Raw genomic sequence first — 20,485 nt, 5'->3', positions numbered from 1 at the left:
GTGTGGCGACAGAACACGCGTCGTTCGACAGGTGCACCGTCGCAGAGCGCGTGCACACGCGCAGAGCGCCTCAGCCGGCGGCGACGGCCTCCCACGCGACGGTCTCGCCGTAGCTGCGCTTGCTGAACGGCGCGAGCCCCGCCGGCCAGGTGGGCTCAGGGGAGCGCTTGCTCCGCTCGACCACGACGACCGCATCCGGCGTCAGCTTCGGCGCCAGGGCCTCGAGCACCTCGGCGAGCTCGTGCTCCGTGACGTCGTAGGGCGGGTCGATGAACACCAGGTCGAAGGTGCGGACGGTCCCGCGCAGGTACCCGAGCACCGGTTGCGGCTGCACGTCGATCCGGACGCCCGGCACCCGCTGCTGCACGGCCTTCGCGTTCGCCCGGCAGGCCTGCGCGGCGGCGGACGCCCGGTCGACCAGGACGACCTCGGCCGCACCGCGGGACGCCGCCTCGAGCCCGAGCGCGCCCGTCCCCGCGTACAGGTCGGCCACCGACGTGGCCTCGACGAGCCCCCGTGCCTCGAGCGACGAGAACAGCGCCTCGCGCACGCGGTCGCTCGTCGGGCGGGTGCCGGACTTCGGCACCCGGAGCGTCAGGGAGCCGGCGGCGCCGGCGATGATGCGGGTCATGCAGCCACCGTATCGGCCCGACGGGTGCGGTCCGGTGTTCTCCACAGGCCGCTCGGGAGGCACGGGTGGGGTCGGTCGTGCCCGGTACCGTTGGAGCGTGGTCACCTCCGGAACCCCCGCTGCGCCGGCCGCGCCCGACCTCGGTCCGGCGCCGCTCGACGCGCGGCTCGCGAACGTGCTCGGCGGTCGGACGGCGACCGCGATCGAGAAGGCCTTCGGCTACCGCACGGTGGGGGAGTTCCTCGAGCACGCGCCCCGCCGCTACGCCGAGCGTGGTGCACTGACCGCCCTCGACTCGCTCGCGATCGGCGAACCCGTCACCATCGTGGCCGAGGTGGTCGACGTCCGTGAACGCACCATGCGCGCGCGCCGCGGCTCGATCCTCGAAGCGAAGATCGGCGACGGCAAGGGCCTGCTCACCCTCACGTTCTTCAACCAGGGGTGGCGCACGAAGGACCTCGTCCCCGGCGCCCGGGGGATCTTCTCCGGCAAGGTCAGCGACTACCGGGGTGCCCGGCAGCTCGCCCACCCGGACTACGAGCTGTTCGACCCCGACGACCCTCGCGCCACGGCGGAGCCCGGCTCCGACGAAGCGATCCGGTGGTCGCGCCAGCCGATCCCGATCTACCCGGCGACGGCCTCGCTCACCTCGTGGCAGATCGCGAAGTCCATCGGGATCGTCCTCGACACCCTGCCGGACCTGCCCGACCCGGTGCCGGCGTCCGCGCGGTCCCGGCTCGACCTCGTGCCGTTCCGCCGTGCCCTCGAGCTGCTGCACCGCCCCGAGAAGGTCGTGGACTTCAAGCGCGCGCAGGACGCCCTGCGCTACCGCGAGGCGTTCGTGCTGCAGACCGCCCTGGTACAGCGCCGGATCGCGGCCCGTCGCACCGCGGCGACCCCGCGCGTGGCCACCCCCGGTGGCATCCTCGAGCGCTTCGACGCCACCCTGCCCTTCACGCTGACGGACGACCAGCGGGCCGTCGGTGCCGACATCGACCAGGACCTCGCCCGCACCTGGCCCATGCACCGGCTGATCCAGGGCGAGGTCGGGTCCGGCAAGACCCTCGTGGCGATCCGGGCGATGCTCACGGTGGCCGAGTCCGGCGGCCAGTCCGCGCTCATCGCCCCGACCGAGGTGCTGGCGGCCCAGCACCTGCGCTCCATCGTGAAGTTCCTCGGGCCGGACCTCGCCGCCGAGCTCCGACCGGTGATCCTGACCGGGTCGCAGTCCACCGACGAACGGCGCCGTGCCCTGCTCGCCGCCGCGTCGGGCAGCTCACGGCTGGTCGTCGGCACCCACGCGCTCCTGGGCGACCGGGTGGACTTCGCCGAGCTGGGGCTCGTGGTGGTCGACGAGCAGCACCGCTTCGGTGTCGAGCAGCGCGAGGCCCTCCGCACCAAGGGCACGACCCCGCCGCACGTGCTCGTGCTCACCGCGACGCCGATCCCGCGCACCGTCGCGATGACGGTGTTCGGCGACCTCGACGTCTCGACCATCACGGGCATGCCGTCGGGGCGCGCCGGCGTCGAGACCTTCACGGTCCCGCTGGCGGAGCACCCCGGGTGGGAACCCCGGATCTGGTCACGCATGGCCGAGGAACTCGCCAAGGGCCGCCAGGCGTTCGTCGTCTGCCCGGCCATCGACGACGCCCACACCGAGGACGACGGCGAGCCGGAGCCGGCCGAGGGCGAGGACGACGCCCCGAAGCGTGCGCCGGCGACCGTGCTCGCCACCGCCGAGCGGATGCGCACCATGCCCGTGCTCGAAGGGCGCTCGATCGCGGTCCTGCACGGCCGGATGACCGCCGACGAGAAGGACCGCGTGATGACGTCCTTCGCCGCCGGCGACCTCGACGTGGTCGTGGCGACCACCGTGATCGAAGTCGGCGTCGACGTCCCGAACGCGGCGATGATGGCCGTCCTCGACGCCGACCGGTTCGGTGTCTCGCAGCTCCACCAGCTCCGTGGCCGCATCGGTCGCGGGCAGTGGGCCGGGGTCTGCCTGCTCGTCACCTCGGCCGAGCTCGAGACGACCTCGCGCGAGCGCGTCGACGCCGTGGCCGCCTCGGACGACGGGTTCGAGCTCGCCCGGGTCGACCTCGAGCTCCGGCGTGAGGGCGACGTCCTGGGCGAACGGCAGTCCGGTGGTCGCTCCTCGCTCAACCTGCTCCGGGTGGTCGAGCACGCCGACCTCATCGTCGACGCGCGCGGAGAAGCGGAGCGCGTGCTCGAACCCGATCCCGAGCTCGAGGGGTCCCCGGCCCTCCGCGACGCCCTCGCCCGGCGTCTCGACGAGTCCGACGCGGCGTTCCTCGGCAAGAACTGACCCGGAGCCCGACGGCCCGCGCGGTATCGTCGCTGCCATGGCGCAGATCGCGGTGGTCCCCGGTTCCTTCGACCCCGTCACCCTCGGGCACCTCGACGTCATCGGCCGCGCGGCCGGGCTCTTCGACGAGGTGCACGTCCTCGTGGTGCACAACCCCGACAAGAAGCCGGCGATGTTCGAGGCGGTCGACCGGGTTCGGCTCATCAAGGACTCGCTGGTCGAGGTCGGCGCGCCGGAGACGGTCACGGTCGGCGAGTGGACGTCCGGGCTGCTGGTCGACTACTGCCGGCAGGTCGGGGCGAAGGTCCTGGTGAAGGGCGTGCGGTCCGGCGAGGACGTCGCGTACGAGACCCCGATGGCCATCATGAACCGCCACCTGGCCGACGTCGAGACGGTGTTCCTGCTGCCCGAGGCGTCGCGGGCGCACGTGTCGAGCTCGCTGATCCGCCAGGTGTCGTCCCTCGGCGGTGACGTCACGCCCTACGTGCCGAAGACGGTCGCCGACGCGCTCGCGGCCCGCTGAGCACACCCGCTGAGCACGCCCGCCCAGTCCGCCCAGCACGCGCACTGCGCCCCACCGCGTCCGGACACGCCTGTCGCCACCTCGACTCTCGGCCCCGATCGCGCTAGGCTTGTCGATCGTGTCTTCCCCCGTGAACAGCCCCTACGCCCTGCGCGTGCGCGACCTCGCGCACCGGCCGGGTGAGATGCGCGAGCACTCGCTCGACATCGAGGTGCCCGACGCGATGGGGGCCGGTCTGATCGGCGTCCGACAGGGTGCCGAACTGCACATCGACGTCAAACTCGAAGGCCTGCACGAGGGCGTCCTCGTGTCCGGACACGCTTCGGCCGACGCCACGGGGGAGTGCTCGCGCTGCCTCATCGACATCAGCGAACCGATCGAGGTCGATTTTGCCGAGCTGTTCGCGTATGATGCCTCGGAGGATTTCGACTTCTTCGTTCGCGATGACCACGTGGACACCGAACAGGTCGTTCGAGATGCGGTGGTGCTGTCGCTGCCGTTCCAGCCGGTCTGCCGACCGGACTGCCCAGGACTCGACCCGGTGACGGGCGAGCGTCTGGCCGACCTCGGCGAGCAGCCCGCTCGTCAGGTGCTGGATCCCCGCTGGGCAGCGCTCAGCGCGATCGAGCTCGACGACAGCACCGACGGTGACACCACCGCACCGAAGACCACCGAGGGCGAGGAGCGGGCCGAGACCGAGTAGGTCCCGACACCGCCAGCCCCCGTACCGACCACCGACCAACCGAAAGAGATTCACCATGGCCGTTCCCAAGCGCAAGCAGTCCCGTGCGAACACGCACGCCCGTCGTTCGCAGTGGAAGGCCACGCCGATCCAGCTCGTGAAGACGATCGAGAACGGTCAGGTCACCTACAGCCTCCCGCACCGCGCGAAGGTCGTCGAGGACTCGGCCGGCACGCCCCTGTACATGGAGTACAAGGGCCGCAAGGTCGCCGACGTCTGATCGGACCGAACGCATGACGACAACGTCCGGCGCTGCGGGGTCTCGCCCCGCGGGGCCGGACGTCGTTCGTCTGCAGGGCATCCTCGGGGCCGACATCGACCTCGAGCTGCTCCAGCTCGCCCTGACGCACCGCTCCTACGCCTACGAGCACGGGGGCATCAAGCACAACGAGCGCCTCGAGTTCCTCGGGGACTCGATCCTCGGCCAGGCCGTGACCGTGAAGCTCTACCGGTCGTTCCCCGACCTCGACGAGGGTGACCTCGCCAAGCGTCGGGCGAGCCTCGTGTCGACCGTGGCGCTGGCCGAGATCGCCCGGATGATCGGGCTCGGCCGCTACCTGCGCCTCGGCAAGGGCGAGGAACAGACCGGCGGGCGCGACAAGTCGTCGATCCTGGCCGACACCGTCGAAGCCGTCATCGGCGCGACGTACCTGTCGGCCGGCCCCGACCCGGCCACCGAACTCGTGCTCCGCCTGGTCGAACCGCTCATGATCGACCCGGACCGCTTCGGCGCCGCGATGGACCCGAAGACGAGCCTGCAGGAGCTCGCCTCGAGTCGTTCGCTCGGCAACCCGGCGTACCGCGTCACCGAGACCGGCCCGGACCACGACAAGACCTTCATGGCGACGGTCGTCCTGCAGGGCGAGGACATCGCCACCGGCACCGGGTCGAGCAAGAAGGCCGCCGAGATGGCCGCCGCGCTCGACGCCTGGACCCGGCTGTCCGGCCGAGCGGCCTGACCGCGTGCCCGAACTCCCCGAGGTCGAGGTCGTCCGCGCCGGCCTCGAACCCGCCGTCAGCGGCGCGCGGGTCCTGCACGTCGACGTGGTCGACGACCGTGCCCTCACCCGGCACGACGGCCCTGCCGAGGACTTCGCCGACCGACTGACCGGTCGCACGATCGCCGCCGCCGTCCGCCGGGGCAAGTTCCTGTGGATGCCGCTGCAGCCCGAGCACGACGGGGACCGCCCCGAGGCACTCGTCGCCCATCTCGGCATGAGCGGGCAGATCCTGCTCGGCCGTGGTCGACCGGCGGCCAAGCACCGGCGCATCCTCATCGACGTGCAACCCGCGGGCACCGACCGCTCGGGTGCGGCGGAGCCCCCGGTGGAACTCGAGTTCGTCGACCAGCGCACGTTCGGCTCGATGGCGATCGACGCGATGGTGCCGACGATCGACGGTGCTCCCGCCGGGTTCGGCGGGCAGGTCGACGCGATCGACCCCGATGCCGTGTGGCGTCGGTGGGTGCCCGGGCAGGTGTCGCACATCGCCCGTGACCCGCTCGACCCCGCGTTCGACGACGACCGGTTCACCGCGATGGCGCGGAAGCGTTCGAGCGGCATCAAACGGGTGCTGCTCGACCAGGGCGTCGTGAGCGGCATCGGCAACATCTACGCCGACGAGTCGCTCTGGGCCGCGAAACTGCACTACGACCGCGCCGCCGACCGCCTCACCCGTGCCGACCTGCGTCGGCTGCTCGACGAGGTCCGTGCCATCCTGCGCCGGGCGCTCGAGGACGGCGGCACGAGCTTCGACGCCCAGTACGTCAACGTCAACGGGCAGTCCGGGTACTTCTCGCAGCGCCTGAACGTCTACGGGCAGCAGGGGAAGCCGTGCCCGCGCTGCGGCACGACGATCGTGCGCGAGGCCTTCATGAACCGGTCGAGCCACATCTGCCCCGTGTGCCAACCCCGTCCCCGCGCCCGCACGCGTTAGCCTGACGCCAACCAGAGCATCCGGAGACCGCATGTACTTGAAGAGCCTGACCATCAAGGGGTTCAAGTCCTTCGCGCAGCCGACGACGTTCGCGTTCGAGCCGGGCGTGACGTGCATCGTCGGCCCGAACGGCTCCGGCAAGTCGAACGTGGTGGACGCCCTGGCCTGGGTGATGGGGGAGCAGGGGGCGAAGACCCTGCGCGGCGGCAAGATGGAGGACGTCATCTTCGCCGGCACCTCGACCCGCGGTCCGCTCGGTCGCGCCCAGGTGCTGCTGACCATCGACAACAGCGACGGCCTGCTGCCGATCGAGTACTCCGAGGTGACGATCGCGCGCACGCTGTTCCGCAACGGTGGCAGCGAGTACGCCATCAACGGCGAGAACTGCCGTCTGCTCGACGTGCAGGAGCTGCTGAGCGACACCGGCCTCGGCCGTGAGATGCACGTCATCGTCGGGCAGGGGCAGCTCGACAAGGTGCTGCACGCAACCCCGGAGGACCGCCGCGGCTTCATCGAGGAGGCCGCGGGGATCCTGAAGCACCGCCGTCGCAAGGAGAAGACCCTCCGCAAGCTCGACGCGATGCAGACGAACCTGACCCGCCTGTCCGACCTGGCCGGTGAGATCCGGCGGCAGCTGAAGCCCCTCGGGCGCCAGGCCGAGGTCGCGCGCAAGGCCCAGTCGGTCGCCGCGGTCTTCCGCGACGCCAAGGCCCGCATCCTGGCCGACGACGTGGTGCGCCTGCGCCGCGAGCTGCACGACCACCAGGAGGTCGAGGCGGGACGGAAGTCCGAGCGCATCGTCCTGACCGAGCGGCTCGACCAGACCCGGGTGCGCCAGCAGCACGTCGAGCAGAGCATGGTCGGCGACGACGTCGACCGCGCCCGCACCGTGGTGCACCGGCTCGAGAGCGTGCAGGAGCGCCTCCGCGGCCTGTCGAGCCTGGCGAACCAGCGCCTGATGTTCCTCGCGCAGCAGGCCGACGCCCCGCAGCAGGGGCCCACTGTCACCCAGGAGCAGGTCGCCGGGGTCCGTGCCGAGGCCGACCGTCTCGCCGCCCGCGCCGACGAGATGCAGGGCGGCTCGGCGACGACCGCCCGCGCGGTGCAGGACGCACGCGCCGCGCTGGACGCCCTCGACGAACGCATCGCCGCCCAGGCAGCCCGGGTCTCGCAGCACGACCTCGAGGCGCAGCGGCTCGCCAGCGCCGTCGACGTCGCCCGGTCGAAGCGCGGTTCCGCCGTCGCCGACCGCGAGCGGCGGGAGCGGGCTCTGGCCGAGGCCGGGGAGCGTGCCGAGCGTGCCGCGGCGGCCCTCGCCGAACTCGGTGTCGACCCGTCCGAGGGCGTCGACGAGTCCGCGCTGGCGCAGACCCTGGAGCAGGCGCGCGCCGAGCTCGAACGGGCCCAGACCACGCGCGACGAGCAGCGCGACCGCCTCCACACCCTCGAACGCGAGCGGGACGCCCTCGACGCCCGGGTCTCCGCACTCGGCATGTCGATCGAGGTCCGCGACGGTTCGCAGGCCCTGATCGACGCCGGTCGCGCGGGCATCGTCGGTCGCCTGGCCGACAGCCTGACGGTGTCGCCCGGGTTCGAGGCCGCGATCGCCACCGCGCTCGAGGGACTCGCCGACGCCGTCCTCGCGGACGACCGCGGTGCAGCGCTCGACGCCGTCGACCACGCCCGCGCTGCTGACCTCGGCCGGATCGACGTCGTCGTCGCGGACGCCGCGTCCGTCACCACCGCCCTGCCCGAGACCCTGCCGGCCGGCGTCCGCCGTGCCACAGACCTGGTGCAGGGACCGCCGGCGCTCGCGTCGATCCTGCGGGACACGCTTGTCGCGGAGACCGACGACCTCGACCTGGAGGCGGTGCTCACGGCCGCCCCGCACGCCACGGTGGTCACGCGGTCCGGCGACCTCGTCCGCGCGGTCCGCGTGACCGGCGGCGGGGAGCGCGTGACCTCGCGCATCGAGCTCGTCGCGGAGCGCGACGACGCCGTGACGCGCCGCGACGCGATCGCGACCGACGCCGAGGACGCGGCCACGGGCCTCCAGGCCGCACGCAGTGCCGTCGAGGACGCACGCCGCCGTGCGGACGAGGCCGACGCAGCGTCCCGCGCGTACACGCGGGCGAAGGCCGAGTACGACCGCACGAGTGCGTCGACGCGGGCGAAGGCGGAGAACGCGGCGGCCGAGGTCGAACGGCTGCGTGCCGCGCTGGCCGAGACCGACGGCGCCGTCGAGACCGCCGAGGCGGTGCTGGCCGAGGCCGAGTCGGCGCACGGGGCCTTCACCGAGCAGGAGCGTCCCGTGGTCGACGCGTCCGAGCGTCCCGCGCTGCAGGACGCGCTCGAAGCCGCACGTGCCGCCGAGGTCGAGCAGCGGATCCAGGTCGAGACCGTGCGCGAGCGGGTGCGCGCCGAACGGAACCGCGCCGACCAGCTCGAACGCCAGCTCGAGGCGGAGCGCGCCGCCGCCGAGGAGGCCGCACGGCTCGCCGTCATCCGACGCGGCCAGATCCGGACCGCGGAAGCCGTCCTCGCCGACCTGCCCGGGGTGCTCGGTGCGGTCGACCGTTCGCTGGCCGAAGCGCGGGTGCAGCTGGCGACGGAGGAAGCCGAGCGGTCGAAGCGCAACACCGAGCTGCAGACGATCCGCAACGAGGAGCGCGAGCTCCGGGACCGCTTGCAGACCATCACCGACGGCGTGCACTCGCTCGAGATGGAGATCTACGAGAAGAAGCTGCACGTGTCCGGCGTCCTCGACCGGGCGCAGAGCGAGCTCGGGCTGACCGAGGCCGTGCTGGTGGCCGAGTACGGGCCGCACGTGCCGGTGCCGGTCGACGTGCTCGTGGACCCGCGGGTGCGCGCGCGGAAGCACCGCGAGGCGGAGCGCGCGGCTGCGGTCGCCGCGGCCGAAGCCGCGGGCGTGACCGAACCGGACCGCGCGGACACCGACACGGACTCGCACGCGCACGAAGACGCCGAGACGAGCACCGACGACCTGGCGCTCGTCGACGCGGAGTCCACGCTGCCCGGCGGCCCGGCGCTGCCCGAGTTCGACACGTCCGACGAGATCGACCCGGCCGACGTCGAGACCGTGCCCTACGTCCGTGCCGAGCAGGAGCGCCGACTCAAGGCCGCCGAGCGCGACCTCGGACAGCTCGGCAAGGTGAACCCGCTCGCGCTCGAGGAGTTCCAGGCGCTCGAGCAGCGGCACGCGTTCCTCGCCGAGCAGCTCGAGGACCTGCAGAAGACCCGGACGGACCTGCTGACGATCATCGACGAGCTCGACACGAAGATGCAGACGATCTTCGAGTCCGCGTTCAACGACACGAAGGAAGCGTTCGACGTCATCTTCCCGATCCTGTTCCCGGGCGGCTCGGGGTCCATCAACCTGACCGACCCGACCGACCTGCTCGGCACCGGGATCGACGTGCAGGTGAAGCCCGCCGGCAAGAAGATCGACCGCCTGACCCTGCTGTCCGGCGGCGAGCGGTCCCTGGCGGCGGTGGCGCTCCTCGTCGCGATCTTCACCGCGCGGCCGTCGCCGTTCTACATCATGGACGAGGTCGAGGCGGCACTCGACGACGCCAACCTCGGCCGCCTGCTGACCGTGTTCGAGCGGCTCCGCGAGTCGTCCCAGCTCATCGTCATCACGCACCAGAAGCGGACGATGGAGATCGCCGACGCACTGTACGGGGTGTCGATGCGGCAGGACGGCGTCTCGGCCGTCGTCGGCCAGCGGGTGCAGAAGCGCGAGCCGGCGGACGCGGTCGCCTAGGCGCCCTGGTCGCGACCACGACAGACGGGAGGCGCGGTGCCAGCTGGCACCGCGCCTCCCGTTCTGTCAGGTGCGTCCGGACAGGACGCCGGGTCGCTACGCGCGACCGCGGATCGTCCGGAGCAGCCAGCCGATGATCCCGAGCAGGATGAGCACGATGCCCACCCAGAGCAGGAGCTTCAGCGCACCGACGAAGATGCCGCTGAAGAGCAGGACGAGGCCGACGATGATCGCGATGATCAGCAGTGCGGGCATGAGGGTCTCCTATCCCTGGAACGAGACCGAGCAGATGCCCGGACCGTCAGGGACGCTACTCCTCGGCGTGCCGACGCGTTCGCTCAGCCGACGAGACCGCGTTCGCTCAGCCGACGAGGTTCTGCACGAACACGTGCGGGGTGAAGCCCGTGAGGTCGTTGATGCCCTCGCCCTGCCCGATGAGCTTGATCGGGATGCCGGTCTTCTCCTGCACGCTCAGCACGAACCCGGCCTTGGCCGAGCCGTCGAGCTTCGTGATGACGAGGCCGGTCACACCGGCGCCCTCGATGAAGGCCTGAGCCTGTGCGAGGCCGTTCTGGCCCGTCGTCGCATCGAGGACGAGCAGGACCTCGCTGATCTCGGTCTGCTTCTCGACCACGCGCTTGATCTTCGTGAGCTCGTCCATCAGGCCGGCCTTGGTGTGCAGACGCCCGGCCGTGTCGATGACGACGATCTCGGTCTGGTCGCGGATCGCCTTCTCGACGGTCTGGTACGCCACCGATGCCGGGTCCTGCCCGGGCTGCGACGGACGGACGACGTCGACCCCGGCGCGCTGGGCCCAGGTGGCGACCTGCTCGACCGCCGCGGCGCGGAACGTGTCCGCCGCGCCGACGAGGACCGTGCGGTCGTAGGTCTTCAGGAACTTGGCGAACTTGCCGATCGTCGTGGTCTTGCCGACGCCGTTCACCCCGACGACGAGCACCACGGCGGGCCGCGCGCTGAGCTTCAGGGTGGTGTCGAGCTTCGAGAGCCGTTCCTCGAGGACCTCGCGGAGCATGCGCTGCAGGTCGGCGGGGTCGGTCGTGCCGTACCGGTCGACGCGGGCGTGCAGGTCCTCGATGATCTCCTCGGAGATGTCGGGCCCGAAGTCGGCGCCGATGAGGGCGGTCTCGAGGTCCTCCCACGTGGTCTCGTCGATCGTCTTGCGCTGGAAGAGGCCGCGCAGCCGTGTGGACAGTGACCAAGAACTCGCCATGCTCCCAGCTTAGAGCGCGGCACATGTCCGCTGTGCCCGGTATGCTCGGGATCACGAAGGGGAGTATTCCCTCTCGGTGACCCCGTCAGTACGGTCCGGAACGATCCGGCCCCGGGGCGCCGGTCGTGCGACACCGGTTCCGGTGCCGAGCGACGGAAGAGACCTTCAGGCCTCGGCGTACCCGCACATCAGCGGCGCGCCCTACCTGAAGGAAACCGTGGACGTCCCACTCTTCGTCTGGCTCATCACGATCGCCGGCATCCTCGCGCTGCTGGTGTTCGACTTCTACTCGCACGTCCGCACGCCGCACGTGCCCCACATCCGCGAATCCGCGTTCTGGTCGGCCTTCTACATCGGGCTGGCGATCCTGTTCGGCATCGGCATCCTGGTGTTCGGCGGCGGGCAGGCCGGTGGCGAGTACTTCGCCGGCTGGCTGACCGAGAAGGCGTTGTCGGTCGACAACCTCTTCGTCTTCCTCATCATCATGTCGAGCTTCGCCGTGCCGAAGGAGTTCCAGCAGAAGGTCCTGCTGGTCGGCGTCGCGATCGCGCTCGTCGCCCGCGGTGTCTTCATCGCCCTCGGCGTCACGATCATCGAGAACTTCTCGTGGGTCTTCTACCTGTTCGGTGCGCTGCTGTTCTGGCTCGCCTGGTCGCAGGCCCGCAGCGGCAACGACCACGGCAGCGAGGGTGAATCCCGGCTCATCCGGATCCTCAAGCGCATCATCCCGACCTCGGACCACTACGACGGCGACCGCCTGACCACCCGCGTCGACGGCAAGCGGCTGTTCACCCCGATGCTGCTCGTCATGGTCGCCATCGGCCTGACCGACGTGCTCTTCGCGCTCGACTCGATCCCCGCGATCTTCGGGCTGACGCAGGACGCCTTCATCGTGTTCACGGCGAACGCGTTCTCGCTGCTCGGTCTCCGGCAGCTGTACTTCCTGATCGCCGGGCTGCTCGAGCGCCTCATCTACCTGGGTCAGGGCCTGGCCGTCATCCTCGCGTTCATCGGTGTGAAGCTCGTCTTCCACGCCATGCACGTCAACGAGCTGCCCTTCATCAACGGCGGCGAGCACATCGAGTGGGCGCCGGAGATCCCGATCTGGTTCTCGCTGGGCTTCATCGCGCTGACGATCGCGGTCGCCACGACTGCGTCGCTGGTGGTCTCGAAGCGCCGCCAGGAGCGCGGGCTCACCCCGACCGGCCAGCCGAAGGAGTCGGTCGAGGCCGACGCCAAGTAGTCGTCACCACCTGACGGACAGGAGGCGCGGTGCCAGCTGGCACCGCGCCTCCCGTCTGTCCGGGTGTCGTCCGGAGCGTCAGACGGCCTGGCGACCAGGGGTCGCGTCGAGCAGGTGGGCCAGGTGCTCCGGAACCGAGCCGCCGCGGGCCACCGTCGCCCGTGCCCAGAGCCGGCCCGCCCGGTACGACGACCGGACCAGCGGTCCGGCGAGCACCCCGGCGAAGCCCATCTGCTCGGCGACCTGGCGGAGCTCGACGAACTCCTCCGGCTTGACCCAGCGCGCGACCGGCAGGTGCCGGGGCGACGGGCGGAGGTACTGCGTCAGCGTGATGATGTCCGTGCCCGCGTCGAACAGGCGCTGCAGGGCGTCCTCGATCTCGATGCGCTCTTCGCCCATGCCGAGGATCAGGTTCGACTTCGTGACGAGTCCGGCGTCGCGGCCCTGGGTGATGACGTCGAGGGAGCGTTCGAACGTGAACGCCGGCCGGATCCGCTTGAAGATCCGCGGGACGGTCTCGACGTTGTGGGCGAAGACCTCGGGACGGGCGTCGAACACCGGGCCGAGCTGGTCCGGTCGCCCGTTGAAGTCCGGCACCAGGATCTCGACGCCGGTGCCAGGGGAGTGCTCGTGGATCGCCCGGATGGTCTCGGCGTAGAGCCAGGAGCCGCCGTCGGGCAGGTCGTCGCGGGCGACGCCGGTCACGGTCGCGTACCGCAGCCCCATCTCCGCCACGGAGTCCGCGATCCGGCGGGGCTCGTCGCGGTCGAGCGGTTCCGGCTTGCCGGTGTCGATCTGGCAGAAGTCGCAGCGACGGGTGCACTGCGAGCCGCCGATCAGGAAGGTGGCCTCGCGGTCCTCCCAGCACTCGAAGATGTTCGGGCACCCGGCCTCCTGGCAGACGGTGTGCAGCTGCTTGTCGCGCACCAGGCTCGACAGCTCGCGGAACTCCGGGCCCTGCGTGGCACGGGTCTTGATCCACGCGGGCTTCGTCTCGATCGGGGTCTCGGCGTTCCGGGCCTCGACCCGGAGCATGCGGCGGCCTTCGGGGGCGAGGGTCATACGAGGGTCTCCTGTCGGGCGGGCGCGGTGCTGGTGCTCGTGCTGGTGCTGGGGGTCGTCGTGCTGATCCGGTGGCCGCTGTGCATGCCGTCGACGGCCTGTTGGACGCCGTGCGCGACCAGGGGTGCGAGGTCGTCGACGGTCACGGGAGCGAGCCCCACGTGCGCCGCGGCGGCGCTCAGCGTCGTGACCCCGGCGTCCGCGATGCCGCACGGGACGATCGCGGCGTAGGCGTCCAGGGCGTTGTCGCAGTTGATCGCGATGCCGTGGCTCGTCACGCCCTCGGCGACGTGCAGGCCGATGGCGCCGACCTTGGCGGCGGGGGTGCCGTCCGTGCCCGGCACCCAGGCGCCGCTGCGACCCGCGACCCGTTCGGCGTGCACCCCGACTGCGGCCGCGGCGTCGATGACGACCTGCTCCAGGTCGCGTACCCAGGCGACGACGTCGAGTGGTTCGGCGAGCCGGACGATCGGGTAGGCGACCAGTTGCCCCGGCCCGTGCCAGGTGATGCGTCCGCCACGGTCGGTGTCGACGACCGGGGCGCCGTTCGTCGGCAGGTCGGACGGTTCGGTGCGGCGTCCGGCGGTGTACACGGACGGGTGCTCGCAGAGGACGAGGGCCCCGGGGGAGCGGCCGGCGACGACGTCGGCGTGCAGGTCCCGCTGCAGGGCGAGGCCGTCCGCGTAGTCGAGCAGGCCGTGGTGGCGGACGATCTCGAGTTCCGGCATGCGGCGAGCGTACGACAGTTTCTGGACGGCGTCCAACAACCGGGTGCTTGACCTCAACAATGGTTGAGATGGTCCGATGAGGACATGGACATCCGACAGGTACAGCTCGCCACCCGATCGCTCTCCGACACCGCCCGCTTCTACGAACGACTGGGGTGTCCGGTCGAGATCGTCGACGCCACGGTGCGCGTCGTGGTGGGTTCGTCGCTCCTCGTGTTCCGCGAACTGCCGGAGATGACCGGAGCCCTGCACCTGGCGATCACGATCCCCACGGGGACGTTCGACGCGGCCAAGGCCTGGATCGCCGGACTGACGACGGTGCTCGGTACGGACGACCAGGACGAGTTCGAGGGGCCGCCGAACTGGAACTCGCGGTCGGTCTACTTCGAGGGGCCCGACGAGCAGCTCCTCGAGCTCATCGAGCGGCGGGACCTCGAGTCGGGCGCCCGGCGCGCCGGCGACGGTTCCGGCACCGGCACCGGCACCGGCGCCGTCGTCCCGCTCGTCTCCGTCAGCGAGGTCGGCGTCCCCGTCCCCGACGTCCTCGGCGCTGTCGAGGCCCTGCGACGCGCCGGTCTCGAGCCCTACGCCAACCCGCCGGGGGAGTCGTTCGCGGCGGTCGGCGACGTGGACGGTCTCGTGATCCTGGTGTCGCCCGACCGACGCTGGTTCCCGACCGGCGACCGGAGCCCGTCGAGCGCGCCGGTGGTCATCGACGTGGGGCTCGGGGCACCGCTCGAACTGACCGAGGGTGTCCTCCTGCGGTGAACGGGCCGGTGCCGTCGGCGGGAGCCTTGTAGAATCGACGGATCATGGCGCAATTCGGTTCACTCTCCGATCGGCTGACCGAGACCTTCCGCAATCTGCGGAGCAAGGGTCGGCTGACTCCGTCCGACGTCGACGGCACCGTCCGCGAGATCCGGCGGGCGCTCCTCGACGCCGACGTCGCGCTCGAGGTCGTCAAGGCGTTCACCGCATCGGTGCGCGAGCGTGCCCTCTCCGACGAGGTCAACCGCGCGCTCAACCCGGCGCAGCAGGTCGTCCAGATCGTCAACGAGGAACTCGTCGGCATCCTGGGCGGGCAGCAGCGACGGCTCGAGTTCGCGAAGAAGCCGCCGACGGTCATCATGCTCGCGGGTCTGCAGGGTGCCGGTAAGACCACCCTCGCGGGCAAGCTCGGCAAGTGGCTCAAGAAGGACGGCCACACCCCGATGCTCGTCGCGGCGGACCTCCAGCGTCCGAACGCTGTGCAGCAGCTGCAGGTCGTCGGCGAGCAGGCCGGCGTGCACGTGTTCGCGCCCGAGCCCGGCAACGGTGTCGGCGACCCGGTCAAGGTCGCCAAGAACGCCATCAAGGCCGCGATCGACCAGCAGTACGACACCGTCATCGTCGACACCGCCGGTCGACTCGGTGTCGACGCCGAGCTGATGAAGCAGGCCGCGAACATCCGCAAGGCCGTCGACCCGGACGAGGTCCTGTTCGTCATCGACGCGATGATCGGTCAGGACGCCGTCAACACGGCCCGTGCCTTCCAGGAAGGCGTCGACTTCACCGGTGTCGTGCTCTCCAAGCTCGACGGTGACGCACGCGGTGGTGCCGCCCTGTCGGTAGCCAGTGTGACCGGCCGCCCGATCATGTTCGCGTCGACGGGTGAGTCGCTCGACGACTTCGAGCCGTTCCACCCGGACCGCATGGCGAGCCGCATCCTCGACCTCGGCGACATCCTGTCCCTCATCGAGCAGGCGCAGGGCGCCTTCGACGAGGAAGAGGCGCGCAAGGTCGCGGACAAGATCGCGACCGACAACTTCACGCTGAACGACTTCCTGCAGCAGATGCAGCAGCTCCGCAAGGCCGGCTCCATCAAGGGCATGCTCGGCATGCTCCCGGGAGCCAAGGGCATGCGCGAGGCGCTCGACAACTTCGACGAGCGCGAGATCGTCCGCACCGAGGCGATCATCCAGTCGATGACGCCCCAGGAGCGCGAGCTCCCGAAGCTCCTGAACGGTTCGCGCCGTCTGCGCATCGCGCGCGGTGCCGGCTCGACGGTCACCGAGGTCAACGCGCTGGTCAACCGCTTCGAGCAGGCCGCCAAGATGATGAAGACCGTCGCCCGCGGTGGCGTGCCGCAGATGCCGGGCATGGGTCCGATCCCGGGCATGCACGGCGGCAAGAAGCAGCAGCAGGGCGGCAAGAAGAAGTCGAAGGTGGGCAACCCCGCCAAGCGCGCAGCCCTCGCGGCCGGCGCGGCGGCTGCGCCGCAGCAGGCTCCGCAGGGGTCCGGCCTCGGCCTCGGGGGCGCCAAGGGCGGCAAGGCACCGACCGAGGAAGAGCTCGCGTCGCTGCAGAAGTTCCTGGGTCGCTAGTCGCGACTCGCGATCGCGACCACCTGACGGACGGGAGGCCCGGTGCCAGCTGGCACCGGGCCTCCCGTCCGTCACTCAGCGCTTGGACTTCTTGAGGTACGCCCGCAGGTCGGCGTACGTCCCGTCGTCCTCGCCGAACAGGACGACGCTCCGAGCCGTCTCGAGCCAGGCGCTCGTGGAGGGCCGGACCTCACCCAGGGCGGCGAGCAGATCCGGCATCCCGATGAGCCGTGCAGTGCCCGTCGTGATGCTGTCCATGAGCGCGTGCTCGGCGGCGACCTCGCACACGTAGGCGATGTCCGCACCGGAGAAGCCCTCGGTCCGCTTGGCGAGCGCTGCGGCGTCGATGCCCTCGACCGGTCGGTCGCGGAGGTGCCCGCGGAAGATCGCGTCGCGTGCCGGGGCGTCCGGCGGCAGGACGAGCACCGTCCGGTCCAGCCGACCCGGACGACGGAGCGCGGGGTCGACGTCCCACGGCTGGTTCGTCGCAGCCAGCACGAACACGCCCTCGTTCCCGCCGTCGACGCCGTCGAGTTCGGTGAGCAGCTGGTTCACCATCCCGCGCACGTGCGAGCTGCGGGTCTGGCTCCGTCGCTGGCCGAGCGCGTCGACCTCGTCGAAGAACACCACGCATGGAGCCGCGGCGCGTGCGGCCTCGAAGACCGCCCTGATGTTCTGCTCGCTCGCGCCGAGGTAGGGGTCGAGGACGTCGGTGATGGAGACGCTCATGAAGCGTGCGCCGAGCTCGCCGGCGACAGCCCGGGCGATGAACGTCTTCCCGCACCCCGGAGGGCCGTACAGCAGCAGACCGCCGCGGAGGCTCTTGCCGTACAACGCCCGGAGCTCGGGGTTCGCGAGCGGGGCGAGGAACGCGACGGTGAGCCGCTGCTTGACGGCCTCCATCCCGCCCACGTCCGCAAACCGGACCTCCGACGGCTCGACCGAGAACGCCGACGGCAGGTCCGGGTCGGGAGCCGAGTCCTCGACGAAGGACGGTTCGACGATGTGCTCGACCTGCTGTTCCGCGGCGTGCCAGTCGAAGTCGGACGGCGCACCAGCGGCGGGAGCGTCGGTCGGCGCGTCCGCGGGGCGTGCCGTGGCGGCACCCGGGCGCAGCACCGCCAGCATGAGCGCGCCCGCCGCGGCGTCGGTCGGTGCGATGGCGAGTGCGGCTGCCGCTTCGGCGGTCGCCTCAGCCGGACGTCCGGCTTCGAGGAGCAGACGACCGAGGTGGACACGCAGTGCGACGTCGTGGGGTGCGCTGTCGACCGCGCGTCGGAGCGCGCCGATCACCGGGTCGTCGTGGACCGGGTCGTCGTTCATCGGGAGTCCTCTCGGAGCGGTCGGTTCGGTGGTGTCGCGCGACGCGGCGTCAGGCCAGGCGCAGTTCGGTCGCGAGGGCGAGCTCGTCACCCGTCGTCATCGTCGTCCTCGTGCACCGCTGGGCGGGTCCTCGGGAAGGCGCGCAGGATGCGCTTCATCAGGACGGACGCGATGACGACCCCGACGAACACGAGACCCTGCGCGACGAGCGCGGCGACCGGTGGGAGGAACAGCCCGGTCGCCGAGATCGCGGTTGCTCCACCGAGGACCAGCGTCACGAGTCCCCAACCCGGTACCGCTCGTCGAGCAACCGAGACGAGGAAGGCGAGGCGAGGCCGTGCCTCGGAGGTGAACCGGAGGGCGATGAAGGCGATCACGGCGAGGGCGGTCACCGGCGGGAAGGTGGTCGCCCAGCGCTCCATCCCCGGATCCCCGCTGTCGATCGTCGCCAGGAAGCCGAGGGCGGTGATCACTGCCGCGCCGCCGAGGGCCACCCTGATGCGGGCGAGTGGGTTGACGACGCCGATCATGAGGTTCCGCAGTGCTGTGGCGTCCGTCGGGTTCGTCGACAGGATGCCCGCGAAGGCCAGCGCGGACTCGCTCTCGTGGCCGTGCCGCAGCCGTGCCACCGCCAGGTTGTGCCGTGCCCCTCGGTCCTCCGGAGCGAGCGCGAGCCCCCGGCGGTACGCGTCCTGCGCTTCCCGTTGCCGTCCGACGGCGAGCAGGAGGTCGCCGTGCTGGCGGTGCACGAACGGTTCGGTGGGAGCCAGGCGCACGGCTTCGAAGCTCGCCCGCATCGCCTCCAAGCGGTTCTGCTCGCCGAGCCAGAGGGCATCGACTCGCGCAGCGTGCGCCTGCCACGATCCCGGGTCCGCGGCGACCGAACGACGGGCGGCCTCGACGGCTCCGATCCGGTCCCCAGAGCGGAGCAGGGCGGTCGACAGCACGCGGAGGGAGGTACTGTCACCCGGCGCGAGAGCGACCGCTCGTCGAGCAGCTTCGCACGCCGCGTCCGGCTGGTCGAGCGCGAGCAGCGCCAGGGCGCGTACGCGCTGTCCGGCGATCGATTCGCCTTCGTCGTGCTCGGCCGCCCTGACCTCGGCGAGTGCCTGTTCCGGTCGACCGGCGTCGACGAGCGCGCCGGCACGGATCACCGTCGCCGGTCCGCGCTGTGCTGCCTCCCCCGCCGCAGGGGAACTGTAGCGTTCGCCGTGGACTGCCGATGCCCCCAGGACGGGAGGCCCGGTGCCAGCTGGCACCGGGCCTCCCGTCCGTTCGTGGTCGCGCCGCGACGTTCCTTCCCATCGCACGCGCGATGGAAAGTGGAATCGGGCGTACCTGGTCGAAAGGAACGACCAGGTACGCCCGATTCGACCAGGTACGCCCGATTCGGGGGCGGGCCGGTCGCGGCTAGAGCGCTTCGCGGAACTCCGTCACCAGGTGGCGGACGACCTCGCGCAGGTCGCCGCCGTTCTCCTGCGCGACCTGCAGCTGCCGCTGGTACGAGGCACCGCGCTCGATCATCGTGTCGAGGTGGTGCAGTTCGTCCTGGCAGCCGAGCCGTTCGGCGATCGGGTCGAGCCGCTGCACCAGGTCGTGCACCTCGTCGGTCACGAGCCGCTCGTCGCCGGCGACGTTCGTGATGATCTCGGCCTCCATGCCGTAGCGGGCCGCGCGCCACTTGTTCTCGCGGATGAACCACGGCTGCATGGTGGGCAGGGTCTCACCGGCGTCGAGCCGGTCCGAGCAGGCGGTGACCAGGCACTGGACGAGCGCGGTGACGGCGCCGACCTCGTGCAGGGTCGAGATGCCGTCGGAGACCCGGTTCTCGAGGGTGCCCCAGCCCGGCGACGGACGGATGTCCCAGCGCAGGTCCTTCACGCCGTCGATGACGCCGGTGTGCGTGAGGTCGCCGACGACCTCTTCGAAGTTCGCCCAGGCGCCGAGCTGCGGCGGGAGCCCGCCGGTCGGGAGCTGCTGGAACATGAGGGCGCGGTTCGAGGCGTACCCGGTGTCGGTGCCGCCCCAGAACGGGCTCGACGCGGTGAACGCCTGCAGGTGCGGGACGTAGGCGAGCATCGCGTTCATGATCGGGACGGCCTTGTCGCGGTCGTCGATGCCGACGTGCACGTGCACGCCCCAGATGAGCATCTGGCGTCCCCACCAGCGGGTGCGGTCGATGAGGGTCGTGTAGTGCTCGCTGTCCGGGGTGATCTCCTGCTGGTCCCACACCGCGAACGGGTGCGTGCCCGAGCACATCACCTGGGCGTCGAGCGGTTCGGCGGCGTCGATGACCTCGCCGATGATGCCGGACAGCTCGCTCGTCGCAGCCCCCACGCGGTCGTGGACGCTCGAGACGACCTCGACCGTGTTGGTCAGTAGCTCCTCGGTGACGCGGTCGTGGTCACCGAGCCGCTCGTGCACGGCGGCGATGACGGCGGGGGCGCGGGGAGCGAGGTCGCCGGTCGACCGGTCGACCAGGGGGAGTTCCCACTCGACGCCGATGGTCGACGGGCGGGACTCGGTGAAGCGGATGTCCATGCCGTCCATCCTGCCCGGGTCCTTGTCGGACACGCACAACGAAGCGTTGTCCC

The 20,485-nt window shown here is 71.2% G+C and carries 18 protein-coding genes; 10 read left to right on the top strand and 8 right to left on the bottom strand.

Going from position 1 to position 20,485, the window contains the following annotated elements; all coding sequences use genetic code 11:
- Nucleotides 1-70: 70 nt before the first annotated feature.
- Entirely contained in the window at nt 71-631 is a 561-nt protein-coding gene (locus DEJ11_RS11280) for an RsmD family RNA methyltransferase (RefSeq protein WP_027465899.1), read from the bottom strand.
- A 97-nt stretch (nt 632-728) separates the two neighbouring features.
- On the opposite strand from DEJ11_RS11280, the gene DEJ11_RS11275 reads away from it, so the two are divergent.
- The 7 genes from DEJ11_RS11275 (at nt 729) to DEJ11_RS11245 (ending at nt 9,941) form a co-directional block, all read left to right on the top strand.
- On the top strand, nt 729-2,957 hold the full coding sequence (locus DEJ11_RS11275) for an ATP-dependent DNA helicase RecG (RefSeq protein WP_258375372.1): 2,229 nt from the start codon (nt 729-731) through the stop codon (nt 2,955-2,957).
- 37 nt (nt 2,958-2,994) lie between these two features.
- Nucleotides 2,995-3,480, top strand: a complete 486-nt coding sequence (gene coaD, locus DEJ11_RS11270) for a pantetheine-phosphate adenylyltransferase (protein ID WP_110863963.1) — start codon at nt 2,995-2,997, stop codon at nt 3,478-3,480.
- A gap of 130 nt (nt 3,481-3,610) precedes the next feature.
- Entirely contained in the window at nt 3,611-4,183 is a 573-nt protein-coding gene (locus DEJ11_RS11265) for a YceD family protein (protein ID WP_071405664.1), read from the top strand.
- Between the two features lie 55 nt (nt 4,184-4,238).
- Nucleotides 4,239-4,442, top strand: coding sequence for a 50S ribosomal protein L32 (gene rpmF / locus DEJ11_RS11260; RefSeq protein WP_017888273.1), 204 nt, complete (start codon nt 4,239-4,241; stop codon nt 4,440-4,442).
- A 13-nt stretch (nt 4,443-4,455) separates the two neighbouring features.
- Nucleotides 4,456-5,181, top strand: coding sequence for a ribonuclease III (gene rnc, locus DEJ11_RS11255; protein WP_173034235.1), 726 nt, complete (start codon nt 4,456-4,458; stop codon nt 5,179-5,181).
- A 4-nt stretch (nt 5,182-5,185) separates the two neighbouring features.
- Nucleotides 5,186-6,157 (top strand): bifunctional DNA-formamidopyrimidine glycosylase/DNA-(apurinic or apyrimidinic site) lyase, encoded by a 972-nt coding sequence (gene mutM, locus DEJ11_RS11250; RefSeq protein ID WP_071405663.1) that lies wholly within the window; start codon nt 5,186-5,188, stop codon nt 6,155-6,157.
- Between the two features lie 31 nt (nt 6,158-6,188).
- Complete coding sequence (locus tag DEJ11_RS11245) at nt 6,189-9,941, top strand: AAA family ATPase (protein WP_111103474.1); 3,753 nt, start codon at nt 6,189-6,191, stop codon at nt 9,939-9,941.
- Nucleotides 9,942-10,037: 96 nt separating this feature from the next.
- Here DEJ11_RS11245 and DEJ11_RS11240 read toward each other — a convergent pair whose 3' ends face one another.
- Nucleotides 10,038-10,196, bottom strand: a complete 159-nt coding sequence (locus tag DEJ11_RS11240) for a hypothetical protein (protein ID WP_017888269.1) — start codon at nt 10,194-10,196, stop codon at nt 10,038-10,040.
- A gap of 106 nt (nt 10,197-10,302) precedes the next feature.
- A complete protein-coding gene (gene ftsY / locus DEJ11_RS11235) occupies nt 10,303-11,172 on the bottom strand; it encodes a signal recognition particle-docking protein FtsY (RefSeq protein ID WP_017888268.1) in 870 nt (289 codons plus the stop codon).
- Nucleotides 11,173-11,389: 217 nt separating this feature from the next.
- Between ftsY and DEJ11_RS11230 the strand changes: the two genes are divergently transcribed.
- Nucleotides 11,390-12,415: a TerC family protein gene (locus DEJ11_RS11230; protein ID WP_110859106.1), complete on the top strand. Its 1,026-nt coding sequence runs from the start codon at nt 11,390-11,392 to the stop codon at nt 12,413-12,415.
- 78 nt (nt 12,416-12,493) lie between these two features.
- Here the strand turns inward: DEJ11_RS11230 and lipA are convergent, their stop codons facing one another.
- The gene (gene lipA, locus DEJ11_RS11225) at nt 12,494-13,477 is read right to left on the bottom strand and encodes a lipoyl synthase (RefSeq protein WP_111103473.1); all 984 of its coding nucleotides are present in this window, start codon (nt 13,475-13,477) and stop codon (nt 12,494-12,496) included.
- A complete protein-coding gene (gene lipB, locus DEJ11_RS11220) occupies nt 13,474-14,205 on the bottom strand; it encodes a lipoyl(octanoyl) transferase LipB (protein ID WP_111103503.1) in 732 nt (243 codons plus the stop codon). Before lipB ends, lipA begins: the two co-directional genes overlap by 4 nt.
- Nucleotides 14,206-14,289: 84 nt before the next feature.
- On the opposite strand from lipB, the gene DEJ11_RS11215 reads away from it, so the two are divergent.
- Both DEJ11_RS11215 and ffh read left to right on the top strand, forming a co-directional pair.
- Complete coding sequence (locus DEJ11_RS11215) at nt 14,290-14,973, top strand: VOC family protein (RefSeq protein WP_111103471.1); 684 nt, start codon at nt 14,290-14,292, stop codon at nt 14,971-14,973.
- 44 nt (nt 14,974-15,017) lie between these two features.
- Complete coding sequence (gene ffh, locus DEJ11_RS11210; protein ID WP_027465889.1) at nt 15,018-16,568, top strand: signal recognition particle protein; 1,551 nt, start codon at nt 15,018-15,020, stop codon at nt 16,566-16,568.
- A 75-nt stretch (nt 16,569-16,643) separates the two neighbouring features.
- Here the strand turns inward: ffh and DEJ11_RS11205 are convergent, their stop codons facing one another.
- From DEJ11_RS11205 to DEJ11_RS11195, 3 genes are all read right to left on the bottom strand, one after another.
- Nucleotides 16,644-17,891 carry an ATP-binding protein gene (locus tag DEJ11_RS11205; RefSeq protein ID WP_111103469.1) on the bottom strand — a complete coding sequence of 416 codons (1,248 nt, stop codon included), beginning with the start codon at nt 17,889-17,891 and terminating at the stop codon, nt 16,644-16,646.
- Between the two features lie 86 nt (nt 17,892-17,977).
- Nucleotides 17,978-19,045 carry a tetratricopeptide repeat protein gene (locus DEJ11_RS11200; protein ID WP_111047090.1) on the bottom strand — a complete coding sequence of 356 codons (1,068 nt, stop codon included), beginning with the start codon at nt 19,043-19,045 and terminating at the stop codon, nt 17,978-17,980.
- Between the two features lie 256 nt (nt 19,046-19,301).
- The gene (locus tag DEJ11_RS11195; protein ID WP_181433023.1) at nt 19,302-20,441 is read right to left on the bottom strand and encodes a glutamate--cysteine ligase; all 1,140 of its coding nucleotides are present in this window, start codon (nt 20,439-20,441) and stop codon (nt 19,302-19,304) included.
- Nucleotides 20,442-20,485 lie beyond the last annotated feature (44 nt).

This window comes from Curtobacterium sp. MCLR17_058, assembly GCF_003234705.2.
GTDB lineage: Bacteria > Actinomycetota > Actinomycetes > Actinomycetales > Microbacteriaceae > Curtobacterium > Curtobacterium flaccumfaciens.
This window is presented reverse-complemented; position numbering and strand designations above follow the sequence as displayed.

Excerpts from the sequence above, each read along its gene's own strand:
- DEJ11_RS11240 (WP_017888269.1), bottom strand. The coding sequence starts at position 10,196 with ATGCCCGCACTGCTGATCATCGCGATCATCGTCGGCCTCGTCCTGCTC.
- ffh (WP_027465889.1), top strand. The coding sequence starts at position 15,018 with ATGGCGCAATTCGGTTCACTCTCCGATCGGCTGACCGAGACCTTCCGC.
- DEJ11_RS11205 (WP_111103469.1), bottom strand. The coding sequence starts at position 17,891 with ATGAACGACGACCCGGTCCACGACGACCCGGTGATCGGCGCGCTCCGA.
- rpmF (WP_017888273.1), top strand. The coding sequence starts at position 4,239 with ATGGCCGTTCCCAAGCGCAAGCAGTCCCGTGCGAACACGCACGCCCGT.
- lipA (WP_111103473.1), bottom strand. The coding sequence starts at position 13,477 with ATGACCCTCGCCCCCGAAGGCCGCCGCATGCTCCGGGTCGAGGCCCGG.
- DEJ11_RS11280 (WP_027465899.1), bottom strand. The coding sequence starts at position 631 with ATGACCCGCATCATCGCCGGCGCCGCCGGCTCCCTGACGCTCCGGGTG.
- DEJ11_RS11215 (WP_111103471.1), top strand. The coding sequence starts at position 14,290 with ATGGACATCCGACAGGTACAGCTCGCCACCCGATCGCTCTCCGACACC.
- DEJ11_RS11245 (WP_111103474.1), top strand. The coding sequence starts at position 6,189 with ATGTACTTGAAGAGCCTGACCATCAAGGGGTTCAAGTCCTTCGCGCAG.
- lipB (WP_111103503.1), bottom strand. The coding sequence starts at position 14,205 with ATGCCGGAACTCGAGATCGTCCGCCACCACGGCCTGCTCGACTACGCG.
- coaD (WP_110863963.1), top strand. The coding sequence starts at position 2,995 with ATGGCGCAGATCGCGGTGGTCCCCGGTTCCTTCGACCCCGTCACCCTC.
- DEJ11_RS11195 (WP_181433023.1), bottom strand. The coding sequence starts at position 20,441 with ATGGACGGCATGGACATCCGCTTCACCGAGTCCCGCCCGTCGACCATC.
- rnc (WP_173034235.1), top strand. The coding sequence starts at position 4,456 with ATGACGACAACGTCCGGCGCTGCGGGGTCTCGCCCCGCGGGGCCGGAC.
- ftsY (WP_017888268.1), bottom strand. The coding sequence starts at position 11,172 with ATGGCGAGTTCTTGGTCACTGTCCACACGGCTGCGCGGCCTCTTCCAG.